This window comes from Cryobacterium sp. Hh38 (genome assembly GCF_004403235.1).
GTDB classification, from domain to species: Bacteria; Actinomycetota; Actinomycetes; order Actinomycetales; family Microbacteriaceae; genus Cryobacterium; species Cryobacterium levicorallinum.
On record NZ_SOHD01000002.1, the window covers coordinates 94,227 to 113,851 of the forward strand.

The following is a 19,625-nucleotide window of genomic DNA, read 5'->3' on the forward strand; positions in this document are numbered from 1 at the left end:
CTCTCCGGTTCGTATGCGGCACCGTGTCGGTGGTGAGGTGCCTAAGTCTGCCCGTCTAATCTACCCGATCGGCTCTTTTTCCCCGAACGGGCAGAGCGGTAGGGCGCGTCGGCAGGTGTTTACCCGAGTAGTCGGGGTACAGCTGAGAGCAATTGCACCGAATACGGATGCTGCGGTGCGGCGAATACGCGCGCCGCAGGACCACTCTCCACGATGCGCCCGCTGCGCATCACGGCGACCTCGTCGCTGATGTGCTGCACGACCCCGAGGTCGTGCGATATGAAGATCAGGCTGAGTCCGCGTTCCCGCTGCACGTCGTCGAGGAGATCGAGCACCTGCGCCTGAACGCTCACGTCGAGGGAGGACACGGGCTCGTCGCAAATGAGGATTTCGGGACGCCCGGCCAGTGCTCTGGCGATACCGACACGCTGGCGCTGTCCGCCGGAAAGTTCGAGCGGGCGCCGCGGCAGTACTGTTCCGGCCAGTTCGACCTCGTCCAGCAGAGTCGTGAGCCGGGCAAGGCTCTGCGGGGACCGCCGCGAACCCCGTGAGTTGGTGAGCGCGGGACCGAGGGCATCCGCGAGAATCTCGGCGACGCTGCGGCGCGGATCGAACGAGCCGAGGGCATCCTGATAGATCGCCCCAATGCCGGGTCGTTGTCCCCGCCGGTCCTTCTCGGCGATCGAACTCCACGGCCGGCCAAACAGCGCTACTTCGCCCTGTTCCGGTTTCAGCAGTGCGAGCATCAGGCGAGCCGTCGTGGTTTTTCCGGAGCCGGATTCACCGACGATGCCGAGGGTGCTACCCCGGTGCAGTGCGAACGAGACGTCGTCGACGGCGAGCTGCCGGCTGCCGTCGGGACGCCGAAAACTCCTGGTCAGGCCGATGGCCTCGAGCACGATTTCGCCCTGCTCCGTGGCGTTCGGGGCCGGAGCCGGGGAGCGAGGAACAGTTTGGGTGGTGGGGGAATCTAGCGGGCTCAGCCGGCTTCCGCGCGGCTTGTCCGCCGGAACCGCGGCGACCATGCGGCGGGTCTGCTCGTGCTGTGGGGAACCCAAAACCTGTTCGGTCTGGCCGGATTCAATGAACCGGCCGTTGTGCATCACCGCAACCCGATCGGCGATGCGGCTCACCACCGCGAGGTCGTGGCTGATCAGGAGCAGGGCAGTGCCGCTCAGTTTGATCTGCTCGAGCAGCGCCAGAATCTGCGCCTGCACGGTCACGTCGAGCGCCGTCGTCGGTTCGTCGGCGATGAGCAGCGGCGGGCCCAGCGCGATCGCCGCCGCGATCAGGGCGCGTTGGCGTTCACCGCCGGAAAGCTGCCCGGACAGTTTGTGTACCTGTTGAGCCGGGTCGGGCAGTCCGACGGCATCGAGCAGTTCGACCACCCGGCGGGCACGAGCCGCGGCGCCGAGGGTCGTGTGCAGCCGCAGCGAGTCGGCGATCTCCCGCCCGATCGGCCGGAGCGGGTCGAGCGAAACCAGGGCATCCTGCAGCACCAGGCCGACGTCCTTGCCGCGCCGAGACTGCCAGGCCCGGTCGGTCAGCCCCAGCACGCTGCGCCCGCCGAGGTCGAGCCGGTCGGCCTGCACCCGGGCGTTGCCGCCGGCGAGTCCGAGCAGGCTGCGCGCGGTCACGCTCTTGCCCGAGCCGGATTCGCCGACGATGGCGAGGCACTCGCCCGGCGCTATCTCGAACGACACTCCGTTCACGACCGACTCGGTCGCGCCGAAGCCCACACGCAGGTTGTGCACGGTCAGCGCCGCGGTGGCGCTCATGCGTGCCGCATTCGACGGTCGATGCTGCGGCCGAGCACGGTGGCGGTCACGGCGGTGAGCACGATGAACAGACCGGGAAAGAAACTCATCCACCAGGCCGAGGTGATGTAAGTACGTCCGGCCGAGAGCATCGCGCCCCACTCTGCGGTCGGCGGTTCGGCACCGAGGCCGAGATAGCTCAGTGTTGCGGCCCAGACGATCGCCTGGCCCACTCCGAGGGTGGCGAGCACGAACAACGGCGCGAGCGTATTCGGCAGAATATGACGCACCAATATCTGCCAGCGGGTGCGGCCGAGCACGGTCGCGGCCTCGACGAAGGCGGCCCCGCGCACGGCGATGAGCTGCGCGCGAATAATGCGGGCGTAGCCCGGGGCGGTGGACAGCCCGACCGCTATGGTCGCCGTCGCCACGCCGGGGCCGAACACCAGAATGAACAGCAGGGCCAGCAGCAGACCCGGAAACGCGAACAATACCTCGAGAACCCGGTTCACGGTGAAATCGACGATGGGTCCGAGCATTCCGGCCAGAGTTCCGAGCATCGCGCCGAGCCCCAGACCGATCGCGGTCGCGGCGATACCGATCACGAGCGAGTACTGGGTGCCGTGCACGACCCGGGTGTAGATGTCGCGGCCGGATTCGTCGGTGCCGAAACCGTGAGCGAAGGTCGGTGGCGAAAACGCCGCCAGCGGGTCGATGACGAGTGGATCGCCAGGGGCTAGAAACTGCGGCGCCACTGCCGCGATCAATAACAGGAGGGCGAGCAAGCCGGCCACGCCCTCGGCCACTCCCAGACGTCGTTGCCGAAAGGACTGGCTGGACCGCACGGCGAGTTCGGCCTGTACCTCGAGATCGCTCACGAGAGTCGCAGCCGGGGATCGACCAGGCGACTGACGGCATCCGTCAGCAAAGTCATCAGGATATAGGCGACGGCGACGATCATGACGACGCCGATCACCACCGGAACGTCGCGCAGGGTGACCGCGTTCAGCAGGGTGCGGCCCAGTCCGGGGCGGGCGAAAATGGTCTCGACGACGACCGCGCCACTGATCAGTGAGCCGAAGGCCCAGCCGGAGAGGCTGATCGCCGGCAGGGAGGCATGACGCAGTGCGTGGATCCAGCGGACGCCGCGCTCACCCTCGCCACGCGCCCGCGCCGAGAGCACGAACGGGCTCTCCAGGGCGATCATGAGGGACTCACGCATGATCTGCCCGAGAAAACCGGCCAGCGGAATGGCCAGGGTGAGCACCGGTAAGACCAGTCCGGCCACCCCGCCAGTACTGATCGGGGGCAGTGCGCCGAGCCAGATGCTGAACACGACGATCAGTGAGGTCGCGAGCCAGAAATGCGGCATCGCCGCCGCGACGATTTCGAGGCTCGACCCCACCCGGGCAGCGACCCGACCACCGCGGGTCGACCAGGTGGCCAGGGCCAGCGCAATCATCCAGGCCAGGCCGAGGGCGAGCACGGCGAGCAGCAGGGTGCCCCCGAGTTGGGCCAGAACGAGCGGACCGACCTCCATATTAAGGGCGTAGGAACGCCCGAGGTCACCGGTCGCGAGGCGTCCCAGCTGAACCAGGTACTGCGTGAAAACGGGCTGGTCGAAGCCGTACTCCGCGGTGACCGCAGCGAGTGCTTCGGGGGAGGCCTGCGACCCCGGGCCGCCGAGCACAGCCTGAGCCGGGTCGCCGGGAATCAACCGCACCGCAAAAAAAGTGACGGATGCCACGGCCCACAGCACGAAGACCGCTCCGCCCAGACGCACGCCGAGTCGGCCGAGCGCCCGCGGCCCGGAGCGATCGGTCGGCGCTACCGGTTCAGCCACGCGTCGTACAGCGTGGGAACGGCCACGGTCGGCAGCGTGCGCAGGCCAACGACGTCGCTGCGCAGCAGGTAGTGGTTCTGCTGGTCGTAGAGCGGCAGAATGTAGAAGCCCGCCAGAATGCGGTCCTGCGCTTCGGCGTAGAGCGACGTGCGCTTTGTTTCATCCGCGGTTCGGGCCGCCGTCGTGAGCAGTTCGTCGATCTCGGGATCGTTGACCTGGGCGAGGTTGGCGAAGTACCCGCTCGGGGCCGGCACGATGCTATCGGAGTGATACAGGATGCGCAGCACGTCGGGGCCGACCTTGGTATACGGCGCGCTCACGGCGTCGTAGTCGTTGGTGGCGAGCGCGGCATACCAGCTGGAGAGATCCATCGGGGCGAGCTTCACTTCGAAACCGGTCTCCTTGGCCGTGGCCTGGATCTGTTCGAACACGCTCTGCTCGGCCGGAATGGACTGGTTGGTGCTGACCGGAAATTCCACCGAGAGTCGCACGCCGTCTTTGACCCGGTAGCCGTCGGTATCCGTCTCACGCCAGCCTGCCGCATCGAGCAGCTCCGCGGCGGCCGACGGGTCGTAGTTGAACAGGGCTTCGTTCGACACGCCCATGGCCTCAACGCTCGACAGCGCCGAGTACGACCGAGTGGCGGTGCCCTGGAACAGGCTCGACACCGCGTCGTCGACGTTGGCCGAGCGGATAAACGCCTCACGAACGCGCACATCGTTGAACGGTGCCTGACCCGAGTTCAGTTCGATGCGGTTGGAGGCGCCGGGGCGCGGCGAGTCGAGCTGCTCGATCGAGTCGCTCTGCTCGGCCTGCACGATGGTGTCGGGCTGGGCGTTGTCGATCACGTCGACCTCGCCGGACTGCAGCGCGGCATAGCGGGAGGCCGAGTCGGGAATGAATCGCCAGATCACCTTGTCGAGGTAGGCGGGACCGCTGTGGTCGGCATCCGCCGGCGGGGAAACATAGTCATCATTGCGCACGAGGGTGATCGCGTTCTGCTTGACCCAGCTGTCGACACGGAACGGGCCGGTGCCCACCGGGGTGGCACAGTTCTCGTCCTGGCTGCGCTCGAGCGCGGTGGGGGATTCCATCGCGAGCCAGACCTGCGACAGCGACTCGAGCAGAGCGCTGTCGGGTTCGGTCAGGGTGAAACGCACCACGGTGGGGGAGACAACCTCAGTGCTGGCGACCTTGCCGAGGGCGAGGTAACCGGTCGAGGAGAGCGTTTCGGGGTCCTGCAGGTGGGCGACATTCGCCTGCACGGCTGCGGCGTCGAAGACCGTGCCGTCGGTGAAGGTGACGTCATCGCGCAGAGTGAAGTCCCAGGTCAGGCCATCGGCGCTCGGCGTCCAGGTCTCGGCCAGCCACGGAATGATCTGGCCGGCGGAATCGCGCGAAACCAGCGACTCCAGGTACTGCGCGCTGATCATTCCCTGCGGAAAATTGCCCCCGACGTGCGGGTCGAGGCAGCTCGGTTCGGCATCGCCCGAGGCGTAGGTGAGGGTGCCGCCGCTTTGCGGCTCGCCGACGAGGTCGTTCGAGGTGGTCGGCGTGCAGCCGGCGACCAGCAGGCCGACGGTGACCAGGCCGACGAGCCCTCCGAATGACCGAGCGGTGCGCGTGGAAACGCGGTGGGGAGCAGACATTCACAAACTCTTTCATCCATTGCCGAGTTGGTCTCAACTGAACCGACCCATCGTGCGAATGGGCCGACCTATAACACTAACGCCGTCCCACTCCAGTACAATCAAAAGTGGATGACAGTGACCCGGCCATCACCGGGAAGTCTTCGGAAGAACGGATGCCCACCTTCGGGTGGACAGCTCAGTAGAACCGAACGAGTCGGGCCCGTTACAGCCTGTGAACAAGCGGTCGCCCGGCGGTTTTGGGCGGCAAGCGAGGTGGTACCGCGGCGATTTCTACAGAATCGTTCGTCCTCGTGGAGCAGGGCCCCAGTGACCCGTCCCGGTAGGAGAAGCATTTTGTACCCCAAGAGCCGCAACACGACCCCCCACGGCACGCCCGCCGAGGCCATCGTTCCGTCACCGAACTTTCCCGCGCTCGAGAGCGAGGTGCTGGAATTTTGGAAGAACGACGACACCTTCCAGGCCTCGATCGACGCACGCGCCGGCGCCGAAGAGTGGACCTTTTATGACGGCCCGCCGTTCGCCAACGGGCTGCCGCACTACGGGCACCTGCTCACCGGATACGCCAAAGACCTGTTCCCCCGGTTTCAGACCATGCGCGGAAAGCAAGTACACCGCCGCTTCGGCTGGGACACCCACGGTCTGCCGGCTGAGCTCGAGGCTGAACGTAAGCTCGGCATTACCGACAAGAGCCAGATCGAAGAGATGGGCCTCGCTGCCTTCAACGCCGTCGCCCGCGAGTCGGTGCTCGAATACACCAAGGACTGGGAAGAGTACGTCACCCGGCAGGCCCGCTGGGTCGACTTCGAGAACGACTATAAGACCCTCGACATCACCTTCATGGAATCGGTGATCTGGGCCTTCAAGCAGCTGCACACCAAGGGCCTCGCCTACGAGGGTTACCGGGTGCTGCCCTACTGCTGGCGAGACGAGACCCCGCTCTCCAACCACGAGCTGCGTATGGACGACGACGTCTACAAGATGCGCCAGGACCAGACCGTCACGGTCACGTTCCCGCTGATCGGCACGAAGGCCGAAGCCCTCGGCCTGACCGCGGTGCGTGCCCTGGCCTGGACCACCACCCCGTGGACCCTGCCGTCCAACATGGCCCTCGCCGTCGGCCCCGACATCACCTATGCCATCGTTCCGGCCGGCCCGAACGGCACGCCGGACGCCGAGGTGCTGCGGGAGGCCGCCGATGCCACGGCAGAAGTACTCGGCGCCGAATACCTGATCGCCATCGACCTGGTCGGCAACTATGCCAAGGACCTGGGCTATGAGTCGGCGGCGGACGCCGTCGCATCCGTTTCGCGCACTGTTACCGGGACCGAGCTCGCCGGTGTCGGCTATGACCGCCTGTTCGACTACTACGCCGACACCGCAGTCTGGGGCACCGAGCAGGCCTGGCGTTTCGTCGTCGCCGACTACGTCACCACGAGCGACGGTACCGGCATCGTGCATCAGGCTCCCGCCTACGGCGAGGAGGACCAGAAGGTCTGCGAGGCCGCCGGAATCCCGGTCATTCTCTCCCTCGACGACGGGGGAAAGTTTCTCAGCGACATTTCCGAGGTGGCCGGCCAGCTCTGGAGCGACGCCAACAAGCCGCTCACCGCGCTGCTCAAGGCCAACGGCCGGCTGTTGCGCCAGGCCAGCTACGAGCACTCTTACCCGCACTGCTGGCGCTGCCGCAACCCGCTCATCTATAAGGCCGTGTCGAGCTGGTTCGTGCGCGTCACCGACTTTCGCCCGCGCATGGTCGAGCTCAACCAAGAGGTGAACTGGGTTCCGGAGAACGTCAAAGACGGCCAGTTCGGCAAGTGGATCGGCAACGCCCGCGACTGGTCGATCAGCCGCAACCGCTACTGGGGTTCCCCGATTCCGGTCTGGAAAAGCGACAACCCCGATTACCCCAGAACGGATGTCTACGGCTCGCTTGACGAGTTGGAAGCCGATTTCGGGGTGCGCCCGACCGACCTGCACCGCCCGTATATCGACGAACTCACCCGACCGAACCCCGACGATCCCACCGGCCAGTCCACCATGCGCCGCATCACGGACGTGCTCGACGTCTGGTTCGACTCGGGCTCCATGCCGTTCGCCCAGGTGCACTACCCGTTCGAGAACCGGGAATGGTTTGAAGCGCACAACCCGGCCGACTTCATCGTGGAGTATATCGGGCAGACCCGCGGCTGGTTCTACCTGCTGCACGTGCTCTCCACCGCCCTGTTCGACCGGCCGGCGTTCAAGAACGTGGTCAGTCACGGCATCGTGCTCGGCAACGATGGCCAGAAGATGAGCAAGTCGCTGCGCAACTACCCCGACGTCAACGAGGTCTTCGACCGCGATGGCGCCGACGCCATGCGCTGGTTCCTGATGAGCTCACCGGTGCTGCGCGGCGGCAACCTCGTCGTCACCGAGGAGGGAATTCGTGAGGGTACCCGCCAGGTCATGCTGCCGCTGTGGAGCACCTGGTACTTCTTCTCCCTCTACGCCAACGCGTCTGCGTCCACTGACACCGCCGGCTACGACGCCACCTGGCGTACCGACTCGACCGACGTGCTCGACCGCTACCTGCTCGCCAAGACCCGCGACCTCATCGTCGGCGTCACGAGCGACCTCGAAGCCCTCGACAGCACGGTCGCCGCCGCCCGCCTGCGCGACTTCGCCGACGTGCTCACCAACTGGTACGTACGCCGGTCCCGCGACCGGTTCTGGGGCGGCGCCGCTGCCGGTGCCACCTCGCACGAAGCCTTCGACACCCTTTACACCGTGCTGGAAACCGTCTGCCGGGTCACGGCTCCGCTGCTGCCGCTCGTCACCGAACGCATCTGGCAGGGCCTGACCGGCGGCCGCAGCGTGCACCTCGAAGACTGGCCCGATGCCGCCCTGTTCCCTGCCGACGAAGAACTCGTCACCGCGATGGACCAGGTGCGCCTGATCAGTAGCACCGTGCTGTCGCTGCGCAAACAGGCCGGCCTGCGCGTGCGTCTGCCGCTAACCAACCTCACCGTCGTCACCGGAAACACGTCCGCTCTCGCTGCGTTCGTCGGCATCCTCCGCGACGAACTCAACGTGAAAACGGTCACCCTGATCGAGCTCGAAGATGACAGTGCCGCCGCGTACGGCGTCACCAGCAAACTCGTAGTCAACGCCCGCGCCGCCGGTCCCCGCCTCGGCAAGCAGGTGCAGCAGGTGATCAAGGCCGCTCGCGCCGGCGACTGGAGTGAGACCGACGGCATCGTGACGGCCGGCGGCATCGCCCTCGAGCCGAGGGAATTCGAACTGACCCTCGAAGCGAACAACGAGGCGGGTGACGGCAGCACCGCGCTGGCGTTATTGCCCGGCGGCGGGTTCGCCCTGCTCGCCACCAGCACCACGCCCGAACTCGAGGCCGAGGGCTTTGCCCGCGACCTCATTCGCGCCGTGCAGGACACCCGCAAATCGGCCGGTTTTCAGGTGAGCGACCGCATCCGTCTCGATCTGCTGTTTCAGAATGAAGCGGATGCCGACTCCTTCGACCTGGCCCTCGGGGTGAACGTCGCGGACGAAACCCTCGCCACGACGTTCAGCACCCATCGCCCGTCGCAGGGCGAATTCTCCGCCGACCTGCCGTCCGAGTGGCTCGAAGCGCGCGTCGGCGCGCCGGTCGAACACTACGTGCGCTTTGAAGCCGACCACTATGTCAATTTGGGCGCCGTCATTGTTGCCGTCGCACGCGTGAATGGAGCCATCCTTGTCTGACACCAACGCCCCTGCTGAGGGCACTCCCGACGACGACACTGCCGGCTGGAAGAGCATCACCGGTCGCGGTGACGATGAGGAGCCGATGAACCAGCCGGCTCCGCTCAATGCTTTTCGTGAAGCCGGCGACGCCGTCTTCGCCGCCCTGCTGCTGCGGGTGGGCGAGGCCCAGCCGCAACCGCGTCTCGCACCGACGCGTCGGGCGCTGGAATTCCTCGGCGACCCGCAGACGTCGTATCCGATCATTCACATCGCCGGCACTAACGGCAAGACCAGCACGAGTCGTATGGTCGAGAGCATCGTGCGCGCCTACGGTCTGCGCACCGGCCTGCTGACCAGTCCGCACCTGGTCCGGCTGAACGAGCGCATCGTCATCGATGGCGAACCGATCAGCGACCAGATCCTCGCCGCGAACTGGACCGACATCCAGCCTTACCTGCAGCTGGTCGACGGCGAGCTTGAAGCCGCCGGCGAAGCGCCGCTGACCTTCTTCGAGGCGCTCACCGTGCTGGCATTCGCCTGCTTCGCTGACGCGCCGGTGGATGTCGCCGTGATCGAGGTCGGCATGGGCGGCGAGTGGGATTCCACCAACGTCGCCGACGGCCAGGTCGCCGTCTTCACCCCGATCGCCCTCGATCACACGCTGCGCCTGGGCAATACCGTCGCCGAGATTGCCCGCACCAAGAGCGGAATCATCAAGCCGGCGGCATCCGTGGTCTCGGCGGCGCAGAGCGCTGAGGTGCAGGCCGAACTTAATCGCGCAGCGCAACTGACCGAGTCAACGCTGGCCCTCGAGAATGAGGGCTTCGAACTGCTCTCGAGCACCGTCGCCGTCGGCGGGCAGGTCATCTCGGTGCGCGGCCTGGCCGGCACCTACAGCGAACTTTTCCTGCCGCTCTACGGCACCCACCAGGCGCAGAATGCCACCGTGGCCATTGCCGCCGTCGAATCGTTTCTCGGCGCCGGCAGCCAGGCCCTCGCCAGCGATCTCCTCGCCGAGGGCCTCGCGACGGCGACGTCTCCCGGCCGCTTGCAGCTTGTCGGAATCGAACCGGCCGTGCTCGTGGACGCCGCGCACAACCCGCACGGTGCCACAGCCCTCGCAACAGCCCTCGAGGCGTACTTCGACTTCGACGAAATCGCCGTGGTCGTGGGAATTCTGGCCGAGAAAGACGCGCAGGGAATCATCGCTGCGCTCGCGCCGCAGGTCGACCGCTTCTACGTGACCGAGCCGCACTCGGAGCGGGCTGTGCGCATGGACGACCTCGCCGACAACATTGCCGAGTGGACCAGCGACCAGATCACCTTCCGCTTCGATGACCTGGCCGGTGCCCTGGAGAGCGCCCGTGAATGGGCCGCCGAGGCGCCCAAGCGTGCTGTGCTCGTCACCGGATCGATCGTGCTAGTCGGCGACGCGATCATCCTCGCCGCCGCCGGTGAGTGGATGGAGAAGTGAGCGGTCCGCGCTCGGTCAAGCGGTCGCTCGCGACGATTCTGCTCGGTTTCGAGACCATCGTCGTCTTTCTGGGCGGCGTCGTCACCCTGGGGCTGGTGTCCGTGGCGACCGAGCCCGGCCCGGTCGCACCGCTCGGCGTGATCATCGGCGGCGTGCTGCTCTGTGCGGCCATGGTCGCCCTGATCCCACTGCTCCGCTACCGCTGGTCGTACCCGATCGGCTGGGCGCTGCAGGCGATCATTATCGCCACCGGGTTCGTCACCCCGGCCATGTTTTTTGTCGGCGCCCTGTTTGCCGCCATGTGGACCTACTGCATGGTCACCGGCTCCCGAATAGATCACACGCATCCAGATCAACACAAGGAGATTGAATGAACACCCCGATTGAAGAAACCCTCGTTTTGGTCAAGCCCGACGGCGTTGCCCGCAACCTGACCGGCGAAATTTTGCGGCGCATCGAGGCCAAGGGGTACTCCCTGGTCGACGTGAAGCTCGTCGAACCCGACCGCTCACTGCTCGCCGCGCACTACGCCGAGCACGCGGGCAAGCCCTTCTACGAGCCCCTCGTCGAATTCATGGAGAGCGGCCCCATCGTCGCGTTCCGCGTTGCCGGCAATCGGGTCATCGAAGGCTTTCGCGCCCTGGCCGGAACCACAGACCCCACGACCGCCGCTCCGGGCACCATCCGTGGTGACCTTGGCCGCGACTGGGGTTCCAAGGTGCAGCAGAACCTCGTGCACGGCTCCGATTCGCCCGAATCCGCCGCGCGTGAACTCGCGCTCTGGTTCGACTAGGCACCATCTAAAAGGACCCCGTCTCGAGAAGACGGGGGCCTTTTCTGGTTATCGTTACAGGCGGTTCAGCACGTCCATATTGACCTGGGCAACGATGAAGAACACGATGTAGCAGACGATCGTGATGACGAACATCCACGAATAAGCCCCAGCAGCCGCGCGGCGAACGGATGCCCCACCCGGCAGATTGCCGACCTTGAAGTTGTACAGCGTCACGGCTAAAAAGACCGGAATGGTCACCGCCCAGGTGGCCATGCACCAGGGGCACAACACATCGAGCACGAAGATGCTCTGCCCGATCAGCCAGATCACAAACACGATCGCACCGAGCACACCGACGTTGAAGCCGACCCAGAACCAGCGCGCAAACCGGGCGCCGGCCAGAATGGCCATGCCGATCGTGATCACGACGCTCCAGGCGGCGAGCCCGATCAGCGGGTTCGGAAAACCGAAAACGGCGCCCTGTGGCGAGGACAGATTCGTCGCGCAGCCAATCAACACACTGAAGCTGCAGCTGAGCTGCGCATTGGGATCCTCCAGCAGGTGGATCTTGTCCAGCGTGAGGGCGAATGCGGCGGCAAACGCGATGATTCCGGCGATGATCAGGAAAAAGGCCAGCCCCGTTGGACGGTGATAACGCTCTGTCTGCGGCACTCTTGTGATTATGCCACCCGCACGGCGTGGCTTAGTGCGATTGCATGCGATAATCGTTGGTAGTCGTTGAGCCGCGCTCAAGCAGACGCCACAGTGCTTAACGAGTACAGAGCTTAATGGGCAAAAGTCGCCCAGTAGAAGGGTCCCACGACCCGCAGTATTAGCAGCCAGAGCACAGGTCCCCGAATTTACACCGGGGGTCAAAGCCGGGTGCAGCAGTAAAAGATTCGCGGGGATTTCACGCAGGTGGAGACCTCGCACGAGAGAGTAACCGGTGGATGGCGCGGTCATTCACAGCGGTCAAGGAGCGCACCAGCGATGGTGGAAGACAACGAAAACAAAAAACGCAAGAGCCTGTTCGGCACTCGCAAGTCAACCCGGAAGACGCCGGTCACTGTGCCGACCGTTGCGCCAGCAGCCGAAGCGCCCGCCATCGAAGCGCCCGCAATGCCGCCGGAGCCTCCGATTAACAAGGTGACCATCGCCGAGTACAACAACGTCACCGGAGCGCAGCAGATGACCGACTCCACGCCAGAGCGCGCCAAGACGACGGACGACCAGAAGGACGGTCAGGCCCAGGCCCAGGTTCGCCCGTCGTTCTCCCTGTTGTTTCAGGCGCCGGAGATTCTGCCGTTGCCGGCGCGCACCGGCATCCGCTCGTCGCAGCAGCAATCGCAGCAGGGACTGCACGAGCTGGATGACGACGAGGAAGAAGAGTCCACGACGGTTCGTCGTCGGGCCCGTCGTCGCACCGGCGACGAGAACCGTTCGGGTACCGACGACCCCGCCAACACCGTGGTCAAGGTGCGCGCGCCGCGCGAACCCGAACTCATCACCGAACCCCAGCGCATCAAGGGCTCGACCCGGCTCGAAGCGAAGAAGCAGCGTCGTCGCGACGGCCGCGATGCCGGACGTCGTCGCCCGGTGATCACGGAGGCCGAGTTCCTCGCCCGTCGTGAGTCCGTCGACCGCCTCATGGTCGTGCGCGCCAAGCACAACAAGATCCAGATTGGCGTGCTCGAGGACGGCGTGCTGGTCGAGCACTACGTCGCCAAGAACCAGGACGCCTCGCTCATCGGCAACGTTTACCTCGGCCGGGTGCAGAACGTGCTCCCCAGCATGGAAGCCGCCTTCGTCGACATCGGACGCGGCCGCAACGCCGTGCTCTACTCCGGTGAAGTCGACTGGGACGCCGCCGCCGAGAACTCCGGCACCAGCAACCAGGCCCGCCGCATCGAGCTCGCGCTCAAGCCCGGCGACAAGGTGCTCGTGCAGGTCACCAAAGACCCGATCGGCCACAAGGGTGCCCGCCTCACCAGCCAAGTTTCGCTACCCGGCCGCTACCTGGTCTACGTGCCCAACGGGTCGATGAACGGCATCAGCCGTAAGCTTCCCGACACCGAGCGGGCCCGCCTGAAGAAGATCCTCAAGGAGGTTCTGCCCGACAACGTCGGCGTCATCGTGCGCACCGCCGCCGAGGGCGCCACCGACGAGCAGCTCACCGTCGACGTCAACCGGCTGCGCCTGCAGTGGGCGAACATAGCAGAGCAGGTCGAGTCGGCGCAGGCGCCCGCCGAGCTGCACAGCGAGCCCGACCTGTTGGTCAAGATCGTGCGTGACGTCTTCAACGAAGATTTCCAGCGGATGGTCGTGGCCGGCCCCGACGTGCGCTCGACGATTGAGAACTACCTCAGTCAAGTCGCCCCCGACCTGCTCGAGCGCGTGGAAACCCACGAGGGCGAGGTCGACGCCTTCGACGAGTACCGCATCTCGGAGCAGATCGAAAAGGCCCTCGACCGCAAGGTCTGGCTGCCGTCCGGTGGATCCCTCGTGATCGACCGCACCGAAGCCATGACCGTCGTTGACGTCAACACCGGCAAGTTCGTCGGCAGCGGCGGCAACCTCGAAGAGACCGTCACCAAGAACAACCTCGAAGCGGCCGAAGAGATTGTGCGCCAGCTGCGCCTGCGCGACATCGGCGGCATCATCGTCGTCGACTTCATCGACATGGTGCTCGAAAGCAACCGCGACCTCGTGTCGCGTCGCTTGATCGAATGCCTCAGCCGGGATCGCACCAAGCACCAGGTGGCCGAGGTCACCTCGCTCGGACTCGTGCAGATGACCCGCAAGAAGCTGGGCCTCGGGCTGCTCGAATCGTTCAGCGAGAACTGTGAGGCCTGCGCTGGCCGCGGCATCATCGTGCACCACGACCCGGTCATCAAGCACCGCCAGACGGCGCAGCCGCCGCAGGAACGACGCCCGCGCACCAAGAGCGGAAGCAACGGGGGCACGAGCAACGGTGACAACGCGCACAACTCCGGCCAGCGTGACGGCTCCAACCGCGACCAGCACGCGGGTTCCAACTCGTCGTCCGACGCTCCCAAGAGCGGGGCGGGCACGCACGGCATAACCGAAGACGCCAAGCATGCCCTCGCATTGATCGCCGCCCGCACCATCACCCGCACCGGTTCCATCGCCATCGTGACCGCACCGGATGCTCCGGCACCTGCGGTCTCGCAGGCCGGTACCGCGCAGGCCGGTACCGCGCAGGCCGGAGTCCAACCGGAAGCAGCGGATCAGTCGACAGCCGAGCCAGTCAGCACGGAACCGGGCGACCCGACGACGGGCACCGAGCGTTCGCGTGGTCGCCAGTCGCGCTCGCGCGGCCAGGGTGGGCGCGGCCAGCAGTCGCGATCCGAACAGGCCCGCGCCCGCCAGGCGGAGCAGGCCAGCACCGCTCAGGCCAGCACCGTTCAGGCCAGCACCGTTCAGGCCAGCACCGCTCAGGCCAGCACTGCACCGGCGAACACCGTGCCGGCCGAGCCAGCGGCATCCGCTGCCCCGGCCGCTGAGACAGCACCCGCGGCAACAGTCGAGCCGGCAGTCGAGTCGGTCGCCACGGAAGCAGCACCCCGCACCCGTGGCGGTCGCAGCAACCTGGCAGCCGGTGCGCCGGCCGTGCAGTCACCCGCGCCCGAGCAGTCGGAATCCGTCGAAATTCTTGACATCCCGGTTCAGAAGTCCACCCGCAATACGCGGCGCCCCAGCAAGCAGGTCACCGACCAGCTGTTGGACTCCGTGCTCGATTCCCTGCCAGAACCGAAACTGCCCGGTCAGGGACGCGCGCGCAGCCGTCGCGTCACAACCGCTGGTGGTGCCGCCGGCCAGGCCATTCTGACCGCGACCGGAACGGTTCCGGTCGCGTCCGCCGCCTCTGCCACCAGCCAGCCGCCGCACGGCGAGTAGGCGCGAGCAGCGAGTTGGGCGACGACGTAATCGGCGGGCGGCTTCCGCTCCTGCGGCGATGGCCTCTCGGCCTCACCGCAGGGGTGTTGGTGGTGCTCGCCGTTTTCGTCGTGCGGGCCCTGTCGCCGGCCTTCGTCGACGAGCAGCTCACCGACTGGCAGCTGCCCGACCGGGTACAGGACACCCTCACTCTCGCCATTAGCGTCATCATCGAGTCGGTGCCCTTCGTTTTTCTGGGCATTCTGCTGTCCGCGGTCGTGCAGGTCTGGCTGCCGCACGGCGTGCTGGCCCGGCACCTGCCGCGCAATCCGATTTTGCGGCGGGCATCCATTTCTCTCCTCGGCATGTTCTTTCCGGTCTGCGAGTGCGGCAACGTTCCGCTCGCGCGCGGATTCATGGTGGGAGGCTTCACTGTCTCCGAATCGATCACATTTCTGCTCGCCGCGCCTATTTTGAATCCGATCACCATCATCACCACGCACCAGGCCTTCGGCTGGGACGGCCACATCCTGGTCGCCCGGCTGCTCGGCGGGTTTCTGATCGCTAACGTCGTCGGCTGGCTGTTCAGCAAGCACCCAGACCCCCAAAGCCTGCTGACGACGAGGTTCGCTGCCGCCTGCGCGGTTGGTTCGACCAGCGGCCACGGCGGTGCAGGCCACGATCATGAGCGCGGCCGTGAGAGCCGGTTCAGCCGCACCACCGAGATTTTCATTCGCGAGACTTCGGTCATCATGCCGGCCCTGTTCATCGGATCGGCCGTGGCCGCCCTCACCCAGGTGTTCGTGCCGCGCTCGGTGCTGCTGGCCCTCGGCAGCAACCCGGTCTGGTCCGTGCTGGCCATGATGGCCCTGGCCTTCATCGTGGCGGTCTGTTCCAACGTCGATGCCTTCTTCGTACTGTCCTTTGGTAGCACTTTTCTTCCCGGCGGTATCGTGGCGTTCCTCGTGTTCGGCGCCCTGATCGACGTCAAGATGCTCGCCCTTATGCGCACGACTTTCACGAGTCGCACGCTCCTGCACATCACAGTGGTGGTGGGGTTGATGAGCGCGGCGCTCGGATTGCTGGTGAACTATGTTGCGTAGGAACGGTTCGGCGCTCCGCTACTGGGCTGAGCGCTGGCAGGGAGTTTTGCTCAGCCTCGTCGTCGTCGTGGCGACCCTGTGGCTCGGCCTGAGCGGTCAGCTCGGGCTGTATATCCACCCGCGCTACTTCGTCTTCACGATCGCCATGGCGGTCGTCGGGCTCGTGCTGGTGAGCGCCGGTTTCGCGCGCCGCCGCCACTTCGCGGTGGAACGTACCGGCTGGGTGGAAACGACCCTGACCGGTGTGGGGGTCGTGCTGCTGCTCGTCATGGGTGTCGCCATTGTCGTGTTGCCGCCGACCACACTGACGAGCGCGACCGCTACCCAGCGCGAGGTAAACTCCGGCGGACTCGGCACCGACGAGGATGCCGAGCAGGCGGCTGCACTCATCGGCACGGGTGATTTCGAGAAGCTGAGCGTACGGGAATGGGTCTCCCTGCTCGCGCAATCCTCCGACCCAGCCTTTTACTCCGATAAGACCGCGCAGGTCACCGGGTTTGTGACCCCCGATGCCGGTGACCCGGAGAACGTGTTCTACGTCGCCCGGTTCGTCGTGACGTGCTGCGCCGTCGACGCCCAGCCAATTGGCGTCCCGGTCTATCTGCCCGGCTGGCAGGCCGAGTACGAGGTCGATGACTGGGTGCAGGTCACCGGTCGGTTCGAGGTGAGCGCGAGCGCAGCGGCGAGCGACCCGCTCGCGATTACCCCGGTCGAAATTCTTCCCGTCGATCAGCCGAATGATCCCTATGTCTATTGAGCAGGCTACGCAGCAGCAGCAGTCAGCACTGCGTCCGTTTCGTCGCGCACTCTGGCTGCTCGTTGGCGGTCTGGTCGTGGCCTGTTTCGCCCTTGTCGCCGTGAACCTGATTAGTGGTCCCCGGCTCACCTCCGTCGACGTCGACACGACCGCTGTGGTTTCCGCCGCCAACCAGCGCCTGGTTATCGCGACCAATCGTCAGCTCGTCGAGGTCACGCCGGACCAGGTGGATATCGCGCCCGCCACGGACTTCCAGGTGACGACGAGCGGTAACTCCGTCGTGATCTCCTTTCCCCAGCCGCTCGCCTACAACACCGACTACGCCGTCTCCGTGCGGGGTGTTACTGGGGCAGCCGTTGACCGCCAGTCGTCCTTCAGTACGGAGTTCAGCACCTCCGAACCGTCGTTGTACTACCTCAGCCGGGCCGCCCCTTCGGTCGGTGCCGACGCGCGGGCCCTCGACCGGATCCTTCGCACCACGGTCGGTTCGACTGAAACAAGCGTTGCCTTTGCCGCCGCGAATATTCAGGAGTTCGTGCCGATGGGCACGGAGCTGGCCGTCGTTACGGTCAACGACGACCTGGCCAACGCGCTCTACCGGGTCGACGCCGACGGCAGCGCCGAGGTGCTCAACCTGCCCGGAGTTGGCATCGTGCACGCCTTGCAGGCCGCTCCCGGCCAGTCCCTGGTCGGCTTTCGATTCACCAGCGCAGCGAATGCCGCGGGCCCCCGCTACGACAATGTGCTGTTCATCCTCGACCTGCGCACCAACGCGTCCACTCCGGTGGCCGATCTGAACGGTGACCCACTCAGCGTCACTACTTGGGGATTCATGGCGAATCGTGCCGATATCGTCGCGCAGCAATACGACTCGACCATGCTGCTGATCAACCCGATCGACCAGTCCGGCGGCAACCCGCTCGAGAACGAACCAGAGCTCGACCCGCCGGTACCGCTCGGCCAATTTGCCAACCTCACCGCCTTTGCCCCCGACGGGGTGCGCATCGCCGTCTCCGACCGCGATGGCCAATACGTGCTCGATCTCTCGCGGGGCACTGAGTCGGCGATTGTGCCGCAGAGCGTGGAAGGCACCACGCGGTACACGGCCGAGCTCAAGTTTCTGGCCGGGGGAGACGGGGATACGGAGACCGACCGGTACGTGCAGAGGGTGGCCGAGTTTGATCCGGCGACCGGTGCCGTGCGGCAGTACCTGTCCCTCGTTGCGGGGGGTGAGGCGCGCACGGTCTACGCGCCGGCATCCGCTTTGGAAACCATCATCGGCTTCGAGATCTCACCCAACGACCAGTACTTGGCGGTGCAGGTGGTGCCCAATCGAGACAGCGAACTCTCCGACGGCTACCCGGAGAATGCCCAGGCGACGGATGCGACGACCCTGTTTGTGAACGTGGCGACCGGTGAGCTGCGCCGCAGCGTGCTCGGTTTCGACGCCACCTGGCAGTAGTTGCCGGGTGGCCAACGCCCCGGCTACAGCCCGCGGCGCTTTCGAGCGGTCACCCGCAGGCCACTGGCGCGCAACCGCACGATCATCTCGCGAAAGGTGACCGGGAGAGCGCCGGCGGCCACCAGCTCGTGGTAGTTGGCTTCCGGCACGTCGTAGTGATCCAGGTCGAATCCGCGCCGCGGAAGGCCGGCGGCAGCGGCGAAGGCGTGTAATTCGTCAAGATTCAAGTCGCTCACGAGGTGTGCCCACACCGTTCCGTGCGCCGGCCAGCTAGGCTGGTCGATAAGTATTGCCATGATCGAAGTCTACGAGCCGCACCGTGTTTCAGATGTGGTTCAGACACGCCGCGCCGTTGGTTTGACCGCGGGTAGCGAATCAGGTAAAGTCAACCCTTGGTGTGCGTTAGGCAAAATCAACGCAAATGCCAAGGTTTTCTGAGTGTGCGCAGCCAGCCGGTTCGTACGCTGCAGTCAATTACAGCAGTCAATTCACACTAGTGAATTTTCAGATTCGGAGCCTTGGGCTCCCCAGAGATTGGTACGTAAAGTGGTTTACGCAGTTGTGCGCGCCGGAGGGCGGCAGGAGAAGGTAGAGGTCGGTACCATCGTGACGATGGACCGAATCAAGGCTGACAAGGACGGCAACGTCGAGCTGGCCGCCGTGCTTCTCGTCGACGGCGACAAGATCACCTCTGACGGGGCGTCGCTGGCCAAGATCAAGGTCACCGCTGAGGTTTTGAACAACCTTCGCGGTCCGAAGATCGTCATCCAGAAGTTCAAGAACAAGACCGGGTACAAGAAGCGTCAGGGGCACCGTCAGGAGCTCACTCGCGTTCAGGTTACCGGCATCGCCTAGGCCTGAGGAGATAGACAGATGGCACATAAAAAAGGTGCGAGTTCCACTCGCAACGGTCGTGACTCGAACGCTCAGCGCCTCGGCGTGAAGCGCTTCGGTGGTCAGGTTGTCGGCGCGGGCGAGATCATCGTTCGTCAGCGCGGCACGCACTTCCACCCCGGCGTCAACGTCGGCCGTGGTGGCGACGACACGCTCTTCGCCCTGGCAGCCGGCTCCGTGCAGTTCGGTGCCAAGGGTGGCCGCAAGGTCATCAACATCGTGGTGGCAGCCGAGTAGGTTTTCACAGTACGGTGCTTTTCAGCACATCGTCAGGGCGGGCTTCGGTCCGCC

General features: G+C 65.6%; 17 protein-coding genes. 11 read left to right on the forward strand and 6 right to left on the reverse strand.

What is annotated here, in order from left to right:
* Nucleotides 1–119: 119 nt before the first annotated feature.
* The 4 genes from E3T41_RS00600 to E3T41_RS00615 form a co-directional block, all read right to left on the reverse strand.
* Nucleotides 120–1,778 (reverse strand): ABC transporter ATP-binding protein, encoded by a 1,659-nt coding sequence (locus E3T41_RS00600; RefSeq protein ID WP_134476765.1) that lies wholly within the window; start codon nt 1,776–1,778, stop codon nt 120–122.
* Entirely contained in the window at nt 1,775–2,569 is a 795-nt protein-coding gene (locus tag E3T41_RS00605; RefSeq protein WP_241990988.1) for an ABC transporter permease, read from the reverse strand. The genes E3T41_RS00600 and E3T41_RS00605 overlap by 4 nt, the downstream gene beginning before the upstream one ends.
* Before the next feature lie 62 nt (nt 2,570–2,631).
* Nucleotides 2,632–3,600, reverse strand: coding sequence for an ABC transporter permease (locus E3T41_RS00610; protein WP_092450990.1), 969 nt, complete (start codon nt 3,598–3,600; stop codon nt 2,632–2,634).
* Nucleotides 3,585–5,249 carry an ABC transporter substrate-binding protein gene (locus E3T41_RS00615; protein ID WP_092450807.1) on the reverse strand — a complete coding sequence of 555 codons (1,665 nt, stop codon included), beginning with the start codon at nt 5,247–5,249 and terminating at the stop codon, nt 3,585–3,587. The genes E3T41_RS00610 and E3T41_RS00615 overlap by 16 nt, the downstream gene beginning before the upstream one ends.
* Before the next feature lie 333 nt (nt 5,250–5,582).
* Here E3T41_RS00615 and ileS point away from each other — a divergent pair, with 333 nt between their 5' ends.
* From ileS to ndk, 4 genes are all read left to right on the forward strand, one after another.
* Nucleotides 5,583–8,990: an isoleucine--tRNA ligase gene (ileS, locus tag E3T41_RS00620; protein WP_241990989.1), complete on the forward strand. Its 3,408-nt coding sequence runs from the start codon at nt 5,583–5,585 to the stop codon at nt 8,988–8,990.
* A gap of 85 nt (nt 8,991–9,075) precedes the next feature.
* Nucleotides 9,076–10,446, forward strand: coding sequence for a folylpolyglutamate synthase/dihydrofolate synthase family protein (locus E3T41_RS00625; RefSeq protein WP_092450988.1), 1,371 nt, complete (start codon nt 9,076–9,078; stop codon nt 10,444–10,446).
* Nucleotides 10,443–10,820 (forward strand): DUF4233 domain-containing protein, encoded by a 378-nt coding sequence (locus E3T41_RS00630; protein WP_158251688.1) that lies wholly within the window; start codon nt 10,443–10,445, stop codon nt 10,818–10,820. The genes E3T41_RS00625 and E3T41_RS00630 overlap by 4 nt, the downstream gene beginning before the upstream one ends.
* Nucleotides 10,817–11,239 (forward strand): nucleoside-diphosphate kinase, encoded by a 423-nt coding sequence (gene ndk / locus E3T41_RS00635; protein WP_092450801.1) that lies wholly within the window; start codon nt 10,817–10,819, stop codon nt 11,237–11,239. The genes E3T41_RS00630 and ndk overlap by 4 nt, the downstream gene beginning before the upstream one ends.
* A gap of 54 nt (nt 11,240–11,293) precedes the next feature.
* Here the strand turns inward: ndk and E3T41_RS00640 are convergent, their stop codons facing one another.
* The gene (locus tag E3T41_RS00640) at nt 11,294–11,893 is read right to left on the reverse strand and encodes a vitamin K epoxide reductase family protein (protein ID WP_233195431.1); all 600 of its coding nucleotides are present in this window, start codon (nt 11,891–11,893) and stop codon (nt 11,294–11,296) included.
* Nucleotides 11,894–12,211: 318 nt separating this feature from the next.
* Here E3T41_RS00640 and E3T41_RS00645 point away from each other — a divergent pair, with 318 nt between their 5' ends.
* The 4 genes from E3T41_RS00645 to E3T41_RS00660 are packed head-to-tail and all read left to right on the forward strand — an operon-like array spanning nt 12,212 to nt 18,440.
* Nucleotides 12,212–15,139 carry a ribonuclease E/G gene (locus E3T41_RS00645; protein WP_134476771.1) on the forward strand — a complete coding sequence of 976 codons (2,928 nt, stop codon included), beginning with the start codon at nt 12,212–12,214 and terminating at the stop codon, nt 15,137–15,139.
* A gap of 14 nt (nt 15,140–15,153) precedes the next feature.
* Entirely contained in the window at nt 15,154–16,221 is a 1,068-nt protein-coding gene (locus tag E3T41_RS00650) for a permease (protein WP_134476773.1), read from the forward strand.
* A complete protein-coding gene (locus E3T41_RS00655; protein ID WP_092450792.1) occupies nt 16,211–16,978 on the forward strand; it encodes a TIGR03943 family protein in 768 nt (255 codons plus the stop codon). Before E3T41_RS00650 ends, E3T41_RS00655 begins: the two co-directional genes overlap by 11 nt.
* The gene (locus tag E3T41_RS00660; RefSeq protein ID WP_134476775.1) at nt 16,968–18,440 is read left to right on the forward strand and encodes a hypothetical protein; all 1,473 of its coding nucleotides are present in this window, start codon (nt 16,968–16,970) and stop codon (nt 18,438–18,440) included. The genes E3T41_RS00655 and E3T41_RS00660 overlap by 11 nt, the downstream gene beginning before the upstream one ends.
* Before the next feature lie 23 nt (nt 18,441–18,463).
* Here the strand turns inward: E3T41_RS00660 and E3T41_RS00665 are convergent, their stop codons facing one another.
* Nucleotides 18,464–18,736: a DUF4031 domain-containing protein gene (locus E3T41_RS00665; RefSeq protein WP_092450788.1), complete on the reverse strand. Its 273-nt coding sequence runs from the start codon at nt 18,734–18,736 to the stop codon at nt 18,464–18,466.
* On the opposite strand from E3T41_RS00665, the gene E3T41_RS17730 reads away from it, so the two are divergent.
* From E3T41_RS17730 to rpmA, 3 genes are all read left to right on the forward strand, one after another.
* Nucleotides 18,735–18,878 (forward strand): hypothetical protein, encoded by a 144-nt coding sequence (locus tag E3T41_RS17730; RefSeq protein WP_158251689.1) that lies wholly within the window; start codon nt 18,735–18,737, stop codon nt 18,876–18,878. The two genes, E3T41_RS00665 and E3T41_RS17730, sit on opposite strands and share 2 nt — an antisense overlap.
* Nucleotides 18,879–18,986: 108 nt before the next feature.
* The gene (gene rplU / locus E3T41_RS00670) at nt 18,987–19,295 is read left to right on the forward strand and encodes a 50S ribosomal protein L21 (RefSeq protein WP_092450786.1); all 309 of its coding nucleotides are present in this window, start codon (nt 18,987–18,989) and stop codon (nt 19,293–19,295) included.
* An 18-nt stretch (nt 19,296–19,313) separates the two neighbouring features.
* A complete protein-coding gene (gene rpmA / locus E3T41_RS00675; protein WP_092450784.1) occupies nt 19,314–19,571 on the forward strand; it encodes a 50S ribosomal protein L27 in 258 nt (85 codons plus the stop codon).
* Nucleotides 19,572–19,625: the final 54 nt, after the last annotated feature.